Here is an 18,199-nt window from a genome sequence, read left to right on the forward strand (position 1 = left end):
GGGGTGTCGCCAACGGCGCCACCGGGTTAATCGTCGAGGCGCTCTTCCAGCTGGCGCACTTCATAGGCGAGCTTGTCGAGGAACTGCATGCGGCGCATCAGGCGCTCGGCCTGTTCACGCTGCGCAGCATCCTCCCAGCAGGCGGCGAAGTCCTCGTTGAGTGCTTCCTGGGCGACCTTCAGGCGGCGCTTGAACGCGGCCACGCCATCGAGGTCGGCACTGTCCTGCAGGTCTTCGAGCTCTTCTCGCCATTGCATCTGCTGGAAGAGGAACTCGGGGTCGTGGACAGTGACTTCCTGCGGCACTTCGTGGCCCCCCATCGCCAACAGGTAGCGCGCCCGCTTGGGCGCACTCCTGAGGGTCTGGTAGGCGTCGTTGAGGCCGGCCGAGCGCTCCAGCGCCAGGCGCTGTTCACGCTCGGGGGCATCGGCGAAGCGGTCCGGGTGAACCTCGCGGGCCAGCTCGCGATAGCGCGCGGCCAGCTTGTCGAGGTCCAGGCGAAAGCCCGGCTGCAGGTCAAACAGGGCGAAATGACAAGGAGTACCCACGCGCAGCCTCAGACGTTGAAGCTTTCGCCGCAGCCACACTCACCGCGCACGTTGGGATTGTTGAACTTGAAGCCTTCGTTCAACCCTTCCTTGACGAAATCCAGTTCGGTTCCGTCCAGGTACACCAGGCTTTTCGGGTCGATGATCACCTTGACGCCGTGACTTTCGAACACCTGGTCCTCGCTGTCCGGCGCGTCGACGAACTCCAGCACGTAGGCCAGGCCCGAGCAGCCGGTGGTGCGAACGCCCAGGCGAATGCCGTCACCCTTGCCGCGTCCTTCGAGGGAGCGCCGCACGTGGTTGGCGGCGGCTTCTGTCATGCTGATAGCCATCGAGACTCCTTACCTGCAACAGGCGAACTTAGAGCAAACCTTTCTTCTGCTTGTAATCGCGCACGGCCGCCTTGATGGCGTCCTCGGCGAGTACCGAGCAGTGGATCTTCACCGGCGGCAACGCCAGTTCTTCGGCCAGCTGGGTGTTCTTGATGGTTTCGGCTTCGTCCAGGGTCTTGCCCTTCATCCACTCGGTAGCGAGGGAGCTGGAAGCGATGGCCGAACCACAGCCGTAGGTCTTGAACTTGGCATCTTCGATGACGCCCTGCTCGTTGACCTTGATCTGCAGGCGCATCACGTCGCCGCACGCAGGCGCGCCGACCATGCCGGTACCGACATCCGGGTCCTCGGCATTCATCTTGCCGACGTTGCGTGGGTTTTCGTAGTGGTCGATGACCTTTTCACTGTAAGCCATGGTGCTATTCCTTCCTCATCAGAGAGCCGCTCTTGCTGGCGACTACTTAGTGCGCAGCCCACTCGATCTTGGAGATGTCGACGCCGTCTTTGTACATATCCCACAGCGGCGACAATTCGCGCAGCTTGGTCACGGCCTCGCAGACCTTCTGCGCGGCGTAGTCGATTTCTTCTTCGGTGGTGAAGCGACCGAAGGTGAAGCGGATCGAGCTGTGCGCCAGTTCGTCGTTGCGGCCCAGGGCGCGCAGCACGTAGGACGGCTCGAGCGATGCCGAGGTGCACGCCGAACCCGAAGACACTGCCAGGTCCTTGAGGGCCATGATCAGCGACTCGCCTTCGACGTAGTTGAAGCTCAGGTTCAGGTTGTGCGGAATACGCGCGGTCATGCTGCCGTTGATGTACAGCTCTTCAAGGTTCTCGACCTGCTTGTAGAAGCGGTCGCTCAGGGCCTTGATGCGCAGGTTCTCGCTGGCCATCAGCTCCTTGGCGATGGCGAAGGCTTCGCCCATGCCGACGATCTGGTGGGTAGCCAGGGTGCCCGAACGCATGCCGCGCTCGTGACCGCCGCCGTGCATGGTGGCTTCAAGACGCACGCGCGGCTTGCGGCTGACGTACAGCGCGCCGATGCCTTTGGGGCCGTAGGTCTTGTGCGCCGAGAACGACATCAGGTCGACCTTCAGCTTCTGCAGGTCGATCTCGACCTTGCCGGTGGACTGCGCGGCATCGACGTGGAACATGACGCCACGCGAGCGGGTCAGTTCGCCAATGGCGGCGATGTCGTTGATGGTGCCGATTTCATTGTTCACGTGCATGATCGACACCAGGATGGTGTCTTCACGCAGGGCTGCCTCGACCATGGCCGGGGTGATCAGGCCATCGGCGCCCGGCTCGATGTAGGTGACTTCGAAGCCTTCACGCTCCAGCTGACGGGTGCTGTCCAGAACGGCCTTGTGCTCGATCTTGGAGGTGATCAGGTGCTTGCCCTTGGTGCCGTAGAAGTGCGCGACGCCCTTGATTGCCAGGTTGTCGGACTCGGTGGCGCCACTGGTCCAGACAATTTCCCGCGGGTCGGCGTTGACCAGGTCGGCGACCTGGCGGCGAGCGTTCTCGACCGCTTCTTCGGCTTTCCAGCCAAAGACGTGGGAACGCGAGGCCGGGTTACCGAAGTTCCCGTCGACCAGCAGGCAATCGCTCATCTTCTGGGCGACACGTGGGTCGACCGGGGTGGTCGCGGAGTAATCGAGGTAGATCGGCAACTTCATTGAATATCTCCTATCAGGCGGGCTCATCGCGCAGTCGAAACGGTCATTCGACGGCGGATGTCTCAATCTTGTCCAGATGCGGTGTCCGGCCCGCCATGCGGCGCAGGTCCTGACGCTGGGCGACTTCTTGCACCTCACGGCGAGTAACAAGGTCAGCCAGGCTGATACCGCTCAGAAATTCGTGAATCTGCTGGCTGAGATCACACCACAAGTGGTGGGTCAGGCAGGTATCGCCAGCGTGGCAATCACCCAGGCCCTGGCAGCGTGTAGCGTCGACCGATTCGTTGACCGCATCGATCACCTGGGCTACCTGGATGCTTTCCATCACGCGCGACAGCTGGTAGCCGCCGCCTGGACCGCGCACACTGGAAACCAGACTGCTGCGACGCAGCTTGGCAAACAGCTGCTCCAGATAGGAAAGGGAGATGCCTTGGCGCTCGGAAATGTCGGCCAGGGACACCGGCCCGTTTTGCGCGTGCAACGCCAGGTCAAGCATGGCAGTCACGGCGTATCGGCCTTTTGTAGTCAGTCGCATGGCTATTTGGTACCACGGGAGTTACGGGATGTGTGCGAGTATGCGATTCCCGAGCATTTAAGTCAACTATAAGACCTACTGCTTTAGTCGGGATTGCGCCTGAGAGGCGGCGCAGAGTGTAGCAAAGTCGGGCGCGCCAGCGCACGCCCTTCTGTCAATGCGTCGACGCGTCGCTGCGGGCGTCGACCTTCACATCCGCGAAGTCTTCGTCACGCAGGGCCGGCAGTTCCTTGGCGCAGTAGTCGCTGCCCAGGTTCTTGAGCGCCCCGCACATGTCTTCCAGGCGCCCGTCCACCGCTTGCAGGTGGTCGAGCAACTGGCCGATGGCGCGGGCCACCGGGTCGGGCATGTCTTCGCTCACGCCGTAGGCGTCGAAGCCGATCTTCTCGGCCATGGCCTTGCGCCGGGCCTCCTGCTCGGCATCGGACTTGACGATGATACGCCCCGGGATACCTACCGCCGTGGCGCCGGCCGGCACCGCCTTGGTGACCACCGCATTGGAGCCGATCTTGGCCCCCGCGCCCACGGTGAACGGGCCCAGCACCTTGGCGCCAGCCCCCACCACCACGCCGTCCTCCAGGGTCGGGTGGCGCTTGCCCTTGTTCCAGCTGGTGCCGCCCAGGGTCACGCCCTGGTACAGAGTCACGTCATCGCCGATCTCGGCGGTTTCGCCGATCACGATGCCCATGCCGTGGTCGATGAAGAAGCGCCGGCCTACCTTTGCACCGGGGTGAATCTCGATGCCGGTCATCCAGCGACCGAAGTTGGACACCAGCCGCGCCAGCCACTTCCAGTCCCGTACCCACAGGGCATGCGCCGCGCGGTGCAGCCAGATCGCATGCATGCCCGGGTAGCAGGTCAGCACTTCAAAGGCATTGCGCGCCGCCGGGTCACGGTGGAAAACGCTTTGGATATCTTCACGCAGACGCTCGAACATTTACTGATCCTTCCGCTTGTGCGCATCGCCCCGGGCCGCTTTCTGGGTTTCGGTGAGGATGCCGCGCAAAATGCTTATTTCCGATCGACTCACCGCGCTGCGCCCGTACAGGCGACGCAAACGCGGCATCAGGTGCTTGGGCTTGGTCGGGTCGAGAAAGCCGATGTCCACCAGCGCGGACTCCAGGTGCTGGTAGAACAGCTCCATTTCGTCCATGGTCGCCAGCTCTGCGCTGCGCACCGAGGCCACTTCGACCTTCTCGACTTTCGACGCCTGCCCGTCGGCTGCCAGCCAGGCCATGCGCACTTCATAGGCCAGGACCTGGACCGCAGCCGCCAGATTCAGCGAACTGAAATCCGGGTTGGACGGGATATGCACGTGATAATGACATCGCTGCAGCTCGTCGTTGGTCAGGCCGGCATGTTCACGGCCGAACACCAGCGCCACCTCGGCACCCTCGCCTGCCTGCTCGACGACCTTGGCGCCGCATTCGCGCGGATCGAGCAGGGGCCACGGGATGCGCCGGTCGCGGGCACTGGTGCCCACCACCAGGGTGCAGCCCACCAGCGCATCCTCGAGCGTGGCCACCACCTCGGCACCCGCCAGCACGTCATCGGCGCCGGAGGCACGGGCACTGGCCTCGTGGGAAGGAAAGTCGTTCGGCTCGACCAGCACCAGGCGCGACAGGCCCATGTTTTTCATGGCGCGCGCAGCCCCGCCGATATTGCCGGGGTGACTGGTATTGACCAGGACGACACGAATTCTTGGCAGCACGGGCACGGCTCACAGACGCGGAAGGAAGGGAGCAAATCTTACAGAAGCGACCGGCATTACGCTATGAAAGCAAATGTCGCCCTTCTTCGTTCAAAGTTTTCTGCTAGAATGTTCGGCTTTCTTTAACGACCCAGGTGAAACGTCCATGCAGCCCATGCTGAATATCGCGCTGCGCGCCGCCCGCAGCGCCAGTGAATTGATTTTCCGCTCCATCGAGCGCCTGGATACCATCAAGGTAGATGAGAAAGACGCCAAGGATTACGTCTCCGAAGTCGACCGCGCGGCGGAAAAAGTCATCGTCGACGCCCTGCGCAAGGCGTACCCGAACCACTCCATCTACGGTGAAGAAACCGGCCTGCATGCTGGCAACGGCGAAGAAGGCAAGGACTACCTGTGGGTCATCGACCCGCTCGACGGTACCACCAACTTCCTGCGTGGCGTCCCTCACTTTGCCGTGAGCATCGCGTGCAAGTACCGCGGCCGCCTGGAACACGCCGTGGTCCTCGACCCGGTACGCCAGGAAGAATTCACCGCCAGCCGTGGCCGTGGCGCCCAGCTCAATGGTCGCCGCCTGCGCGTCAGCGGTCGCACCAGCCTGGACGGCGCCCTGCTGGGTACCGGCTTCCCGTTCCGTGACAACCAGATGGATGGCCTGGACAACTACCTGGGCATGTTCCGTGCCCTGGTCGGCCAGACCGCCGGCATCCGCCGCGCCGGCGCCGCGAGCCTGGACCTGGCCTATGTGGCCGCCGGCCGCTTCGATGCGTTCTGGGAGTCGGGCCTGAGCGAGTGGGACATGGCGGCAGGCGCACTGCTGATCCAGGAAGCGGGCGGCCTGGTGAGCGACTTCACCGGTGGTCATGACTTCCTCGAGAAGGGCCACATCGTTGCCGGCAACATCAAGTGCTTCAAGGCGGTGTTGACGGCGATCCAGCCGCACCTGCCGGCCTCGCTGAAGCGCTGAGTTTCAGCCGGGCAATAAAAAAGCACCCTTCGGGGTGCTTTTTTGTGGCTGGCTTTCGGGCCTCTTCGCCGGCAAGGCCGGCGAAAGGGTCATCACTGCCCAGGCTGCGCCTGCGTCAGTACCAGCTTGCCATTCTCGTCCAGCGGGATCTGCGAACCCGGGTCGCGCTCCATGCGCACCTGCCCGGCCTTGTCGCCAATCGAATACTTCACGTCGTACCCTACCACCTTCTCGCTCAGGTCATTGACCGTGTTGCAGCGGGTTTGCGTGGTGGTGTAGGTATCGCGGTTCTGCATGCCTTCCTGCACCTTGTTGCCGGCATAGCCACCACCGACGGCACCGGCCACGGTCGCGATCTTCTTGCCATTGCCGCCGCCGATCTGGTTACCCAGCAACCCACCTGCCACGGCGCCCAGCACGGTACCGGCGATCTGGTGCTGATCCTTCACCGGCGCCTGACGGGTCACCGTGACATCCTTGCAGACTTCCCGTGGCGTCTTGACGGTCTGCTTGACCGGCTGCACCGACGTCACCTGCGCGTATTGCGGCCCGCCCTTGACCAAGCTGTAGGTAGCCACGGCACCTCCGGCAGTGACACCGACAGCACCCAGCACCGCACCCACCAGCATTGACTTGTTCACGTGAACCTCCTGATTTACCTGCGGGAACACGCCCGCGCTTCTCCCAGCCTTGGAGCATAAAAAAAGGCGCGAGTTCAATACTCGCGCCTTCTTGTACCGCTCAGGACAGTGGCAAAAAGCCTTATGGACGCTCGTCCACACCCTCGGTTTTCACCGGCGGAATCAGGTCTTCACTGTTCAGGTTCAGCCAGATCAGCACCACGTTGGCGATGTAGATCGACGAGTAGGTACCGGCCAATACACCGATGAACAATGCCAGCGAGAAGCCCCACAGGTTGTCACCACCGAAGAACAGCAGCGCCGCGATCGCCAGCAAAGTGGACACGGAGGTGGCCACGGTACGCAGCAGGGTCTGGGTGGTCGAGACGTTGATGTTCTCGATCAGCGAAGCCTTGCGCATCACGCGGAAGTTTTCCCGTACCCGGTCGAACACCACGATGGTGTCGTTGAGCGAGTAGCCGATGATCGCCAGCACCGCCGCCAGCACCGTCAGGTCGAAGGTGATCTGGAAGAACGACAGGATGCCCATGGTCACGATCACGTCGTGCACCAGCGACAGGATGGCGCCCACCGCAAACTTCCACTGGAAGCGGAAGGCCAGGTAGACCAGGATGCCGCCCAGCGCCAGCAGCATGCCCAGGCCGCCCTGGTCACGCAGTTCCTCGCCCACCTGCGGGCCGACGAACTCGACTCGCTTGACCGTGGCCGGGTTGTCGGTGCTGATCTTCTGCAGCGCCTCGGCCACCTTGTTGCCCAGCATCGGGTCGTCGCCCGGCATGCGCACCAGCAGGTCGGTGGTAGCACCGAAGCTCTGCACCACGGCATCGTGGAAGCCGGACCTGACCAGCTCTTCACGAACCTCGCCAAGGTTGGCCGGGCGCTCGTAGGTCAGCTCGATGAGCGTACCGCCGGTGAAGTCCAGGCCGAAGTTGAGCCCTTTGTAGAACCAGCTGAACAGTGCCAGCACAGTCAGCAGCAGGGTGACGCCGAACGCGACGTTCCGCACACCCATGAAGTTAATGGTACGTAACATGGCAGCCCCTTATACCCACAACTTCTTGATATCCCGCCCACCGCAGGTCAGGTTGACCATTGCGCGGGTGACCATGACGGCCGTGAACATCGAGGTGAAAATCCCGAGGGACATGGTAACCGCGAAGCCCTTGACCGGACCGGTACCCATGGCGAACAGGATGCCGCCCACCAGCAGGGTGGTCAGGTTGGCATCGACGATCGCGGTGTAGGCACGGTTGAAGCCTTCGTGGATGGCGCGCTGCACCGACATGCCATTGGCCAGCTCTTCACGTATGCGCGAGAAGATCAGCACGTTGGCGTCGACCGCCATACCCATGGTCAGCACGATACCGGCAATGCCCGGCAGGGTCAGCGTAGCCCCCAGCAGCGACATCAGCGCCAGCAGCAGCACCATGTTGCCCGCCAGGGCGATGGTGGCGATCAGGCCGAAGGCACGGTAGATGGCCATGATGAACAGCGACACGAACAGCATGCCCCACAGCGATGCATCGATACCCTTGGTGATGTTGTCGGCACCCAGGCTCGGGCCAATGGTACGTTCTTCGGCGAAGTACATCGGCGCCGCCAGACCACCGGCACGCAGCAGCAGGGCCAGTTCGGACGACTCACCCTGGCCGTTCAGGCCGGTGATGCGGAACTGGCTGCCCAGCGGCGACTGGATGGTCGCCAGGCTGATGATGCGCTTCTCTTCCACGAACGACTGCACCGGCACGTCTTTCTCGACACCGTCGACCATCTGCTTGACGTAGCGGGTAACCGGACGCTGTTCGATGAAGATCACCGCCATGCTGCGCCCGACGTTGCTGCGCGTGGCGCGGCTCATCAGTTCGCCGCCGTGGCCATCCAGGCGGATGTTCACCTGCGGGCGACCCTGCTCGTCGAAGCTGGCCTGGGCGTCGGTGACCTGGTCACCGGTGATGATCAGGCCACGCTCGACCGCTGCCGGTGGGCGACCGCCCTCACGGAACTCGAAGGTCTCGGTGGTGGCCTTGGACGCACCCGGTTCTGCACCCAGACGGAACTCCAGGTTCGCGGTCTTGCCCAGGATACGCTTGGCTTCGGCGGTGTCCTGCACGCCTGGCAGCTCGACCACGATGCGGTTGGCACCCTGGCGCTGAACCAGTGGCTCGGCCACACCCAGTTCGTTGACGCGGTTACGTACCGTGGTCAGGTTCTGCTTGATCGAGTATTCACGGATTTCCGCGACCTTGGCCGGGGTAATCGCCAGACGCAGCACCGACAGGCCGTTACGCTCGGTGGTGGTCAGCTCGAAATCGTTGAAATTCTTGCGGATCAGGCTGCGAGCCTGTTCGCGGGACTGGTCATCGGAGAAGCCCAGTTGAATGCCGCCATCTTGCTGCGGCAGGCTGCGGTAGCGCACACGCTCCTTGCGCAGCAGGCTTTTGACTTCGCCTTCGTACACCTTCAGACGTGCCGCCATGGCCTTGTCCATGTCCACTTCAAGCAGGAAGTGCACACCACCGGACAGGTCCAGGCCCAGCTTCATCGGGCTTGCACCCAGGTTGCGCAGCCATTGCGGAGTGGTCGGGGCCAGGTTCAGTGCAACGACGTAGTCGTCACCCAGCGCCTTGCGCACAACGTCCTTGGCCGGCAGTTGGTCGTCCTGTTTGGCCAGACGCACCAGTGCGCCCTTGCCCTTCTCGCCCAGGCTTGCACCCTTGACCGCGATACCGGCGTCGGCCAGTGCCTTGGTGGCACGGTCCAGGTCGGCCTGACTGACCTGCAGCGCCGTGCTGGCACCACTGACCTGAATAGCCGCGTCGTCAGGGTAGAGGTTGGGAGCGGAATAAATAAAACCGATCGCCAGTACCGCCAGGATCAGTGCGTATTTCCATAGAGGATATTTGTTCAGCATCACGCCGCCCGTTCAAGACGCGGGGCGCCTTGCGCGCCCCGTCGATTGTAGAAAATCTGAAACTTAGATCGCTTTGAGCGTGCCCTTGGGCAGGGTCGCGGCAATAGCACCCTTCTGGAACTTCAGTTCCACGGTGTCGGACACTTCCAGCACCACGAAGTCATCGGCCACTTTGACGATCTTGCCGGCAATACCGCCGTTGGTGACAACTTCGTCACCTTTCTGCAGGTTGCTCAGCAGGTTCTTCTGCTCTTTGGCGCGCTTGGCCTGTGGACGCCAGATCATCAGGTAGAAGATGACCAGGAAGCCGACCAGGAAAATCCACTCGAAGCCGGTACCGGCTGGGCCGGCGGCAGCTGCCGGGGCTGCTGCGTCCGCGTAAGCGGCAGGAATCAGAAAGCTCATTTAGCACTCCAAGTTGCAAGTTGTTGTACGTGTGTCAGGTTCGACAGAACATCAATCCAAGGGCGGCACAGGCAGCCCGCGCTTGGCGTAAAAGGCATCGACAAAGGCGGCCAATGTACCCTGTTGAATAGCCTCGCGCAAACCAGCCATCAGGCGCTGGTAATGACGCAAGTTGTGGATGGTATTCAACATGCTGCCCAACATTTCGCCGCATTTGTCCAGGTGATGCAGATAAGCGCGGGAGAAGTTCTGGCAGGTGTAGCAGTCACAGGTCGGATCCAGTGGCGAATCATCATGGCGATGGAACGCGTTACGGATTTTAAGCACGCCGGTATCGACAAACAGATGACCGTTGCGCGCATTGCGCGTGGGCATCACGCAATCGAACATGTCGACGCCGCGGCGCACACCCTCAACGAGATCTTCCGGCTTGCCTACCCCCATAAGGTAACGAGGTTTGTCAGCCGGCATCATGCCCGGCAGGTAGTCCAGCACCTTGATCATCTCGTGCTTGGGCTCGCCCACCGACAGCCCGCCAATGGCCAGGCCGTCGAAGCCGATCTTGTCCAGGCCCTCGAGCGAACGCTCGCGCAGGTTGCGGTGCATGCCGCCCTGCACGATGCCGAACAGCGCCGCGGTGCTGTCGCCGTGGGCGTTCTTCGAGCGCTGGGCCCAGCGCAGCGACAGCTCCATGGAGATGCGCGCCACATCTTCATCGGCCGGGTACGGGGTGCACTCGTCGAAAATCATCACCACGTCCGAGCCCAGGTCGCGCTGCACCTGCATCGACTCTTCCGGGCCCATGAACACCTTGGAGCCGTCCACCGGGGAGGCGAAGGTCACGCCCTCCTCCTTGATCTTGCGCATCGCGCCCAGGCTGAACACCTGGAAGCCGCCGGAGTCGGTGAGGATCGGGCCCTGCCACTTCATGAAGTCGTGCAGGTCGCCGTGGGCCTTGATCACCTCGGTGCCCGGGCGCAGCCACAGGTGGAAGGTGTTGCCCAGGATCATCTGCGCGCCGATGGCCTCGATGTCGCGCGGCAGCATGCCCTTGACCGTGCCATAGGTGCCCACCGGCATGAAGGCCGGGGTTTCGACCACGCCCCGGGGGAATGTCAGGCGGCCGCGACGGGCCTTGCCGTCGGTGGCCAGCAACTCGAAGGACATACGACAGGTGCGACTCATGCTTGATCCTCGGGCCCGCGTGGCGCCGGATTGCGGGTGATGAACATGGCATCACCGTAACTGAAGAAGCGGTAGCCGTTTTCCACCGCTGCGGCGTAGGCAGCCATGGTCTCGGGGTAACCGGCGAAGGCCGAAACCAGCATCAGCAGCGTGGATTCGGGCAAATGGAAGTTGGTCACCAGGGCGTCGACCACGTGGAACGGGCGGCCCGGGAAAATAAAGATGTCGGTATCGCCGCTGAACGGCTTGAGCGTACCGTCGCGCGCCGCGCTTTCCAGCGAGCGCACGCTGGTGGTGCCGACCGCGATCACCCGCCCGCCGCGCGCCCGGCATTCGGCCACGGCGTCCACCACGTCCTGGCCCACTTCGAGCCACTCTTTATGCATGTGGTGATCTTCGATGCGCTCCACGCGCACCGGCTGGAAGGTGCCGGCGCCCACGTGCAGGGTGACGAAGGCGGTGCTCACGCCCTTTTCGGCGATCTTGCCCATCAGCTCTTCATCGAAGTGCAGGCCGGCGGTGGGCGCGGCCACGGCGCCGGAGCGCTGCGCATAGACCGTCTGATAGCGCTCGCGGTCGGCGCCTTCGTCGGGGCGGTCTATATAAGGAGGCAACGGCATGTGGCCGACGCGGTCGAGCAGTGGCAGCACCTCTTCGGTGAAGCGCAGCTCGAACAGCGCGTCGTGGCGCGCGACCATCTCGGCTTCGCCGCCGCCGTCGATCAGCAGCTGGGTGCCTGGCTTGGGCGACTTGCTCGAGCGCACGTGGGCGAGCACGCGATGGCTGTCGAGCACGCGCTCGATGAGGATCTCCAGCTTGCCGCCGGAGGCCTTCTGGCCGAACAGTCGGGCCGGGATCACCCGGGTGTTGTTGAACACCATCAGATCGCCCGGGCGCAGATGCTCGAGCAGGTCGGTGAACTGGCGATGCGCGAGCGCGCCGGTGGGCCCGTCGAGGGTCAACAGCCGGCTGCTGCGCCGTTCAGCCAATGGATGGCGGGCGATCAGGGAATCTGGAAGCTCAAAGGAGAAATCGGCGACGCGCATGATGGTGATCGGTTTGACAGGGCCGCAAAGTTTAGCGGAAAGCGGCAAAATTGACCATGAAAGCTGATTGACCAACGGTAGGCGCCTCACTATACTTCGCCGCCACAAGCCCTGATGGCGGAATTGGTAGACGCGGCGGATTCAAAATCCGTTTTCGAAAGGAGTGGGAGTTCGAGTCTCCCTCGGGGCACCATACAAATCCTTGTAAATCAAGGACTTAGAGAAGGGGTAGAAAGAAATTTCTACCCCTTTTTCTATCCAGAAAATCTGTTCTTCTCAAACCCATTTCCCTCGGAAAATGCGGCCCCAAAGCGTCATATCACGCGAAGTCAAGATCATACAAACCCACAAAAATCAATAGATTTTATGGGTATTCAAAAACCTTCGCGTCTCCGGCAAGGTCGTTTTTTGTGGTTGAACGTGTTCAAGCATGAAAATTGAGCACACATAAAATCTTATATAGCAGCGCCGATTAAGGTCTACCCCTAACTTTTAATTTTTGACAACTACCATCCAACCCTACATATATTTTCAATCTACCATTGACACAATATTTCGTTGCATTAAGCCATTATTTGACTGTCATCGAAATTAAAAGACCGAACAAATCAAGCATTCAACAATGCTTGGCAACTGTATAGCAGGCATTGAAAAGGCCACCTTGAAAGGCAGCCTGATAGTTATCGACCATTATACGAACGCGGTCTATCTTCTCTTCATCGACCTCAAATCAACAAAAACACTGATGTGCTTTATTGTCGTTTACACATTTCAAAAAACAGTGCCATCATCCAAGGCAGACTTCAACTCGCTCTTGTAATTACTCTTATTAAAACTGTCGACTTTCTTGTAAGTATTCAGCTTTTCAGGAGAGCGATATTGCGTATCACTTGCGAACGATTGAAAGGTGTCATCGTCAACCATTCTTATATGCATTTGAAGCTCCCTTGAATCATAGCCATAAAACTCAACAAAACCGGGAATTTGACTTTGACGTGCAACCATCAACGCTTCTTTGACTGGCTTGTCATAGAGATAGAATGTAGCAGTCACCATAATGGCACCCCCGGATTCAGTATTGTTCTTACCGAATTGGGGATTCACATAAGGGGTGAACACGACCCCACCATCCATAGCCTTGGTTTGTCCTAGCCATTTACGTTCTTTAATCGCACTGATTGTCTTATTGATAGGTCCAGAATACTCAACGCTTCTTCTGTCTTTATCAAGCTCGACGTGTTCAAAGGTTTCTGCTGATGCTGTGCACGCAAAAGCGGCAACCAACGATGCCAGCACAAAGCTTTTAATTTTTTCCATTTTTTCCTTATCCATTCAGTTGAATCGCGAGAGCCAAGTCTTGCTGGTAAGGCAAAATGCTATCACCATTTGAGCAATAGTTAAACGCCAGCATTCCAACATCGCGGGGATGCAATATATTTAAGACTGGAACTTGTATGCGAGTTCTTCAAGTGCTTTCCTTCGGAATACCTGTCAACAGTCATCCGCAACAAACCCTCTGCTTTATGACCTACCCATGAAATGATGACAAGGTTTTTTACATCTGCACGCTCTAATGTAGCAATTACGGTTTTTCGTATGCGGTGGAAAACACATCGCTTATCACGGCCCAACTCTGTTTTGGATGTGCTTACCGAATGGCTTCCAAACCCATTATTATTTCGATGTACATAGCCGTCCAACGACGACTACGCAACACCCATAAAGCCCGCTGACTGCGGGCTTTTTAGTCTCTGGGGTTTCATCCCCTTCCCTGGCAAGTCAACGCTTCAGCGCCAACAATCCAATTGCCCCTGCGCACGAGTGCTGAAGATCGTCAGCAGCTCGCCCAGTGTATGCGGCGGCGGTTCGGCAGCAGCTCGCCCAGTGTATGCGGCGGCGGTTCGGCAGCGCGGGTCACCGCGTACAGGGTGATCGGCAACGCTGGAGCCAGGGGGCGAATGGCGGTGGCCCCAGGCGACGCGCTGAGGGCGGTGAAGGGATCGATCACCGCCAGCCCTGCACCGGATTCGACCATCGCCCTGGCCAATGAATAGGTTTGCACCGCGATGCTCACCCGTGGCGGCGGCTCTACCGCCTCGAGATAGCTGTCGAGGCGGGCCGACAGCGGGTCGGCACTGGACAGCCCGATCAGCGGCGCGTCGGCCAGGGCCTGCAGCGGCAGCGGCTGGCCTTCTTCCTCCTGGGGCCAGTAACCGGCCGGCGCCAACGCCACCAACACCCCACAGGCCAGCGCCTGGGCCTTGAGCCCCGGGTGATCGGGTAGTTGCAGGGTCAGGGCGACATCGATTTCGCGCATCAGCAGGTTCTGCACCAGCTCGCGGCTATGGGCACTGGACAGCTCGCAGGCGATCTCCGGATAACGTTGCGTCCATTCATGAATGGCCGGCGGCAACAACGACAGGGCCAGTGCCGGGGTCGCGCCGATCCGCAGGCTGTGGCCCGGCTCGCGGCGCAGGCTCTGGGCCAGGCGTCGCACCCCTTGCAGGCTTTCGGTGACCTTGTCGACCTCACGCTCCAGCTCCAGCGCTTCCGGGGTGGCCTGGAGTTTGCCGCGCACCCGTAGAAACAACGGGAAACCCAGATGCTGCTCAGCGTGTTGCAGCACTTTGGTCACGGCGGGTTGGGAGACGTGCAGTAACTGCGCGGCAGCGCTGACCGACCCGGTCTGGCGGATGGCCTGGAAGATCTCGATGTGGCGAAGGCGCATGGCGAGTCCATAACCTTTGTTTATGGGATGACCATCTTTATTCATTGTTCGGCGCCTGTCACCTGGCTCTAACCTCGGTCTCGTCTCAACCACGGCTAAGGACTGACATGGCTCAGCGTGTATGCATCATCGGCGGCGGCGTCATTGGCCTGGCAACGGCTTACGCACTGGTGCGCGATGGCATTGAGGTGACCCTGGTCGAGGCGCGGGATTCGCTGGGCAGTGAAACCAGTTTTGCCAATGGCGGCCAGTTGTCCTATCGCTACGTGGCGCCCCTGGCCGATGCCGGCGTGCCATTGCAGGCCATCGGCTGGATGCTGCGCGGTGACTCACCGTTGAAGCTGCGCCCCCGCCTGGACCCGGCGCAGTGGCGCTGGATGGCGTCCTTTCTGGGGGCCTGCCGCTCCTCCGTCAACCGCACCAATGCAGCCCACCTGCTGCGCCTGGCGTTGTTCAGCCAGGCCACCCTGCAGGCCTGGCGCGAGGACGATGCCCTGGACGGTTTCCACTGGCGGCGCAATGGCAAGCTGGTGACCTTTCGCAACACCGCGAGCTTCGAGCACGCCCGCCACAGGCTGGCCGCCCCCCAGCAACAGCAGGTGCTGTCGTCTGCCGACTGCGCCCGCCTGGACCCGGCGCTGGCCGATGCCCCCTTTGTTGGCGCGATCTACACCCCCGATGAAGAGGTCGGTGACTGCCACGGCTTCTGCCAGCAACTGGCGGCGCGTTTGCGGGCCTCGGGCCGTTGCGAGTTCCGCCTGGGCCAGGCCGTGACCGGTATTCGCCAGGCCAATGGCATGGTGAGCGCAATCGAACTGGGGGATGAAGTGCTGCCAGTGGAGCATCTGGTGATTGCCGCCGGCCATCGCAGCCCACTGCTGACGTTGCCAGGGGTGCACCTGCCCCTGTACCCGCTCAAGGGCTATAGCCTCACCGTGCCGATCGGCGCCCACCACCGGGCCCCGGACCTGAGCATCACTGACTATGACCGCAAGATCGTCTACGCCCGCATCGGCGAGCAACTGCGGGTAGCGGCCATGGTCGACATCGTCGGCTTTGAACCGGCGCTGGACCCCAAGCGGCTGGCCCTGATCAAGCGTCAGGCGCGTGACACCTTCGCCAATGCCGGCGACTACGAGCAGGCCATCGAGTGGGCCGGTATGCGCCCGGCGACCCCTAGCGGCGTGCCGCTGCTGGGCGCAACGGCGTATCGCAACCTGTGGCTCAACCTCGGCCATGGTGCCCTGGGCTTCACCCTGGCCTGCGGCAGTGCGCAGTTGCTCGGCGAGCTGATCGGCCAGCGCCGCCCCTCCATTGATCTGCAGGGCTTTGCGCCCCGTGTGGCCTGAAATTACCCAAGAGAAGGACTATCCGATGACCATCAGCCGCATCCAGACCAATCCACGCTTGTCCGCTGCCGTGACCTTTGGCGACCTGGTGTTTCTCTCCGGCCAAGTACCGGGTGATGCCACCGACGCCGCTGGCCAGACTCGCCAGGTGCTGGCAAAAATCGACGCACTGTTGGCCGAGGCGGGCAGCGACAAGGATCACCTGCTCAGCGCGACCATTTACCTGAAGGACATTGGTGAGGATTTCGCGGCGATGAACTACGTATGGTCGGACTGGTTGTCGCCTGGCCAGGCACCGAGTCGCACGACCTTGCAGGCCGAGCTGGCCCGCCCGCAGGTGCGAGTCGAAATCAGCGTTATCGCGGCCCGCCGCTAAGCAATCCATCACCCACAACGGAGAATAACAATGCAAAAAATCACGTTGCTCGGCTGCACCCTGGGCGTATTGCTCGGCACTCAAGTGCAGGCTGAAGAAACCTCGCTGGGGCCGACCCTGAGCAAGATTGCCAGTACCAACAGCATTACCCTGGGTTATCGCGATGCGTCGGTACCCTTCTCCTACGTGGGCGATCACTCGGGTCAACCGATGGGTTACTCGGTGGACCTGGCGAACAAGATCGTCGAGCGCGTGCAGCAAAAGCTCGCGGCGCCCCAGCTCAAGGTCAAGTACAACCTGGTGACTTCGCAAACCCGCATTCCGCTGGTGCAGAACGGCACGGTCGACCTGGAATGTGGCTCGACCGGCGTGACCGCTGAGCGGCAAAAACAGGTGGCGTTTTCCTACGGCTTCATCTACGTCAAAGGCCAGTTGCTGACCGCCAACGACAGTGGGATCAAGAGCTTCGCCGACCTGCGCGGCAAGAACGTGGTGACCACCGCCGGCACCACCAACGAGCGCTATCTGAAGAGCTACAACATCGATAACAAGATCGACATGTTCGTGATCAGCGCCAAGGACCACGGCGAAGCCTTCCAGCTGTTGCAGTCCGGTCGGGCAGCGGCGTTCTACATGGACGATGCGTTGCTCTACGGCGAGCGCGCCAAGGCTCGCGATCCGCACAAGTGGGTAGTGGTTGGGGAGGAGCAGTCGCGGGAAATCTACAGCTGCATGGTGCGCAAGGACGATCCGCAATTCCTCGCACTGGTGAATTCGACACTGGGCGAGCTGTACAGCTCGGGGGAGATCAACGGGATCTACCAGCGCTGGTTTGAGCAGCCGATCCCGCCAAAAGGCTTGAACCTCGAGTTCCCGATGACCAGTGAACTCAAGGCGATCATTGCCAAGCCGGTGAGTGATCCGGTGCAGTAGCGATCAGTGCCCTCACCGGTTGGCGCGGGCTACCCGCCACCAGGGCTTGGGGATTGCTATCCCCCAAACGGTAGGTCGAGCAGCAGTGTTCCGCTGAATTCTTCAGCGTTCACTCTGAGGCGATTCACTGAGGACACGGTGATTTTTCTGGGCTGCCATACAGGCAGCTCAGAAGTTGTTTCCAGACAAAAAAGTCGCTGAAGCATTCCAGAATCAACCTACACCGAAGCCCCTCGATGCGAGCGCGCACAGAGTTCGATTCCCAGCGCATGCATCACCTTCAGCACCGTATCGAAACGAGGCTTGGCGCCTGGCGCGAAGGCCTTGTAAAGGCTCTCTCTTCCCAATCCAGTCTCTTTGGCAACCAGCGACATTCCGCGCGCTTTGGCCACGTACCCTATTGCACGTAAAAGCTCGTCGCTGTCGCCCTCTGCCAGCACCTGAGACAAGTACTCGCTGATGGCTTCATCACTATCAAGCAGTGCCGCCATGTCGAATGGAATCAATGTAACGCTCATGGTCAAACCTCTTTGGCCAACCGCTTGGCCATCCGGATATCTGCTGCTTGAGAAGACTTGTCCCCGCCTGTCAGCAACAGGATTGCTACGCCGCTACGCACGGTGAAGTACACCCGATAGCCTGGGCCGGAATCGATGCGCATCTCTGAAACACCATCACCAACCGCCTTCGTATCCCCCAAGTTGCCCGCAAGCGCACGTTCGATGCGTCGACCAATGGCGATCCTCGCTCGTACATCGCGTAGCGCCAGAAGCCAGCCGCTGAATGCCAAAGTCTGTTCTATGGAATAGATCACATCAGGCCCTGAATGTATCCCTACGGATACAGGCTGGCAAGCAAG

General features: G+C 61.0%; 21 protein-coding genes and 1 tRNA gene. 5 read left to right on the forward strand and 17 right to left on the reverse strand.

The annotated features are described in order from the left end of the window. Positions 1–26: 26 nt before the first annotated feature. The 7 genes from hscB to trmJ form a co-directional block, all read right to left on the reverse strand. Positions 27–548: a co-chaperone HscB gene (gene hscB, locus V9K84_RS17260; protein WP_043864465.1), complete on the reverse strand. Its 522-nt coding sequence runs from the start codon at positions 546–548 to the stop codon at positions 27–29. Positions 549–556: 8 nt separating this feature from the next. After that, entirely contained in the window at positions 557–880 is a 324-nt protein-coding gene (gene iscA / locus V9K84_RS17265; RefSeq protein ID WP_043864464.1) for an iron-sulfur cluster assembly protein IscA, read from the reverse strand. Positions 881–908: 28 nt separating this feature from the next. Continuing rightward, a complete protein-coding gene (gene iscU, locus V9K84_RS17270; RefSeq protein ID WP_002552476.1) occupies positions 909–1,295 on the reverse strand; it encodes a Fe-S cluster assembly scaffold IscU in 387 nt (128 codons plus the stop codon). Positions 1,296–1,341: 46 nt separating this feature from the next. Continuing rightward, positions 1,342–2,556 (reverse strand): IscS subfamily cysteine desulfurase, encoded by a 1,215-nt coding sequence (locus tag V9K84_RS17275; RefSeq protein WP_043864463.1) that lies wholly within the window; start codon positions 2,554–2,556, stop codon positions 1,342–1,344. Between the two features lie 43 nt (positions 2,557–2,599). After that, a complete protein-coding gene (iscR, locus tag V9K84_RS17280) occupies positions 2,600–3,091 on the reverse strand; it encodes a Fe-S cluster assembly transcriptional regulator IscR (protein WP_043864462.1) in 492 nt (163 codons plus the stop codon). Positions 3,092–3,245: 154 nt separating this feature from the next. Then, positions 3,246–4,028, reverse strand: coding sequence for a serine O-acetyltransferase (cysE, locus tag V9K84_RS17285; protein WP_043864461.1), 783 nt, complete (start codon positions 4,026–4,028; stop codon positions 3,246–3,248). Beyond that, on the reverse strand, positions 4,029–4,802 hold the full coding sequence (trmJ, locus tag V9K84_RS17290) for a tRNA (cytosine(32)/uridine(32)-2'-O)-methyltransferase TrmJ (RefSeq protein WP_043864460.1): 774 nt from the start codon (positions 4,800–4,802) through the stop codon (positions 4,029–4,031). It lies immediately after the preceding gene. A gap of 145 nt (positions 4,803–4,947) precedes the next feature. Between trmJ and suhB the strand changes: the two genes are divergently transcribed. Beyond that, on the forward strand, positions 4,948–5,766 hold the full coding sequence (gene suhB / locus V9K84_RS17295) for an inositol-phosphate phosphatase (protein ID WP_043864459.1): 819 nt from the start codon (positions 4,948–4,950) through the stop codon (positions 5,764–5,766). Positions 5,767–5,858: 92 nt separating this feature from the next. Here suhB and V9K84_RS17300 read toward each other — a convergent pair whose 3' ends face one another. From V9K84_RS17300 to queA, 6 genes are all read right to left on the reverse strand, one after another. Further along, the gene (locus V9K84_RS17300; RefSeq protein ID WP_043864458.1) at positions 5,859–6,407 is read right to left on the reverse strand and encodes a glycine zipper 2TM domain-containing protein; all 549 of its coding nucleotides are present in this window, start codon (positions 6,405–6,407) and stop codon (positions 5,859–5,861) included. A gap of 121 nt (positions 6,408–6,528) precedes the next feature. After that, positions 6,529–7,440 (reverse strand): protein translocase subunit SecF, encoded by a 912-nt coding sequence (gene secF, locus V9K84_RS17305; protein WP_088515309.1) that lies wholly within the window; start codon positions 7,438–7,440, stop codon positions 6,529–6,531. Between the two features lie 9 nt (positions 7,441–7,449). Continuing rightward, on the reverse strand, positions 7,450–9,318 hold the full coding sequence (gene secD, locus V9K84_RS17310) for a protein translocase subunit SecD (protein WP_054916607.1): 1,869 nt from the start codon (positions 9,316–9,318) through the stop codon (positions 7,450–7,452). Between the two features lie 63 nt (positions 9,319–9,381). Further along, positions 9,382–9,723, reverse strand: coding sequence for a preprotein translocase subunit YajC (gene yajC / locus V9K84_RS17315; protein WP_043864455.1), 342 nt, complete (start codon positions 9,721–9,723; stop codon positions 9,382–9,384). Between the two features lie 51 nt (positions 9,724–9,774). After that, positions 9,775–10,890 (reverse strand): tRNA guanosine(34) transglycosylase Tgt, encoded by a 1,116-nt coding sequence (gene tgt / locus V9K84_RS17320; protein WP_162484886.1) that lies wholly within the window; start codon positions 10,888–10,890, stop codon positions 9,775–9,777. A 14-nt stretch (positions 10,891–10,904) separates the two neighbouring features. Next, positions 10,905–11,954 (reverse strand): tRNA preQ1(34) S-adenosylmethionine ribosyltransferase-isomerase QueA, encoded by a 1,050-nt coding sequence (gene queA, locus V9K84_RS17325; RefSeq protein WP_043864453.1) that lies wholly within the window; start codon positions 11,952–11,954, stop codon positions 10,905–10,907. A 108-nt stretch (positions 11,955–12,062) separates the two neighbouring features. Here queA and V9K84_RS17330 point away from each other — a divergent pair. Continuing rightward, positions 12,063–12,147 (forward strand) — tRNA-Leu (locus V9K84_RS17330). A gap of 578 nt (positions 12,148–12,725) precedes the next feature. Here V9K84_RS17330 and V9K84_RS17335 read toward each other — a convergent pair. Together V9K84_RS17335 and V9K84_RS17340 are read right to left on the reverse strand one after the other, a co-directional pair. Continuing rightward, positions 12,726–13,286 (reverse strand): hypothetical protein, encoded by a 561-nt coding sequence (locus V9K84_RS17335; RefSeq protein WP_143516664.1) that lies wholly within the window; start codon positions 13,284–13,286, stop codon positions 12,726–12,728. A 502-nt stretch (positions 13,287–13,788) separates the two neighbouring features. Next, positions 13,789–14,682 carry a LysR substrate-binding domain-containing protein gene (locus V9K84_RS17340; RefSeq protein WP_338791620.1) on the reverse strand — a complete coding sequence of 298 codons (894 nt, stop codon included), beginning with the start codon at positions 14,680–14,682 and terminating at the stop codon, positions 13,789–13,791. Positions 14,683–14,789: 107 nt separating this feature from the next. Here V9K84_RS17340 and V9K84_RS17345 point away from each other — a divergent pair, with 107 nt between their 5' ends. Genes V9K84_RS17345 through V9K84_RS17355 form a run of 3 tightly spaced genes read left to right on the forward strand, consistent with a single transcriptional unit; the run spans position 14,790 to position 17,340 of the window. Beyond that, positions 14,790–16,031: a D-amino acid dehydrogenase gene (locus V9K84_RS17345; protein ID WP_043864450.1), complete on the forward strand. Its 1,242-nt coding sequence runs from the start codon at positions 14,790–14,792 to the stop codon at positions 16,029–16,031. A gap of 25 nt (positions 16,032–16,056) precedes the next feature. Further along, positions 16,057–16,407, forward strand: a complete 351-nt coding sequence (locus tag V9K84_RS17350; RefSeq protein ID WP_043864449.1) for a RidA family protein — start codon at positions 16,057–16,059, stop codon at positions 16,405–16,407. Between the two features lie 30 nt (positions 16,408–16,437). Then, a complete protein-coding gene (locus V9K84_RS17355) occupies positions 16,438–17,340 on the forward strand; it encodes a transporter substrate-binding domain-containing protein (protein ID WP_043864448.1) in 903 nt (300 codons plus the stop codon). A 218-nt stretch (positions 17,341–17,558) separates the two neighbouring features. On the opposite strand, the gene V9K84_RS17360 is transcribed toward V9K84_RS17355, so the two are convergent. After that, positions 17,559–17,858 (reverse strand): addiction module antidote protein, encoded by a 300-nt coding sequence (locus V9K84_RS17360; protein WP_043864447.1) that lies wholly within the window; start codon positions 17,856–17,858, stop codon positions 17,559–17,561. Between the two features lie 2 nt (positions 17,859–17,860). Further along, positions 17,861–18,154 (reverse strand): type II toxin-antitoxin system RelE/ParE family toxin, encoded by a 294-nt coding sequence (locus tag V9K84_RS17365; RefSeq protein WP_043864446.1) that lies wholly within the window; start codon positions 18,152–18,154, stop codon positions 17,861–17,863. Between the last annotated feature and the right edge of the window lie 45 nt (positions 18,155–18,199).

The sequence above is a fragment of the Pseudomonas sp. AE27 genome (assembly GCF_037113495.1).
Classification (GTDB): domain Bacteria; phylum Pseudomonadota; class Gammaproteobacteria; order Pseudomonadales; family Pseudomonadaceae; genus Aquipseudomonas; species Aquipseudomonas palmensis.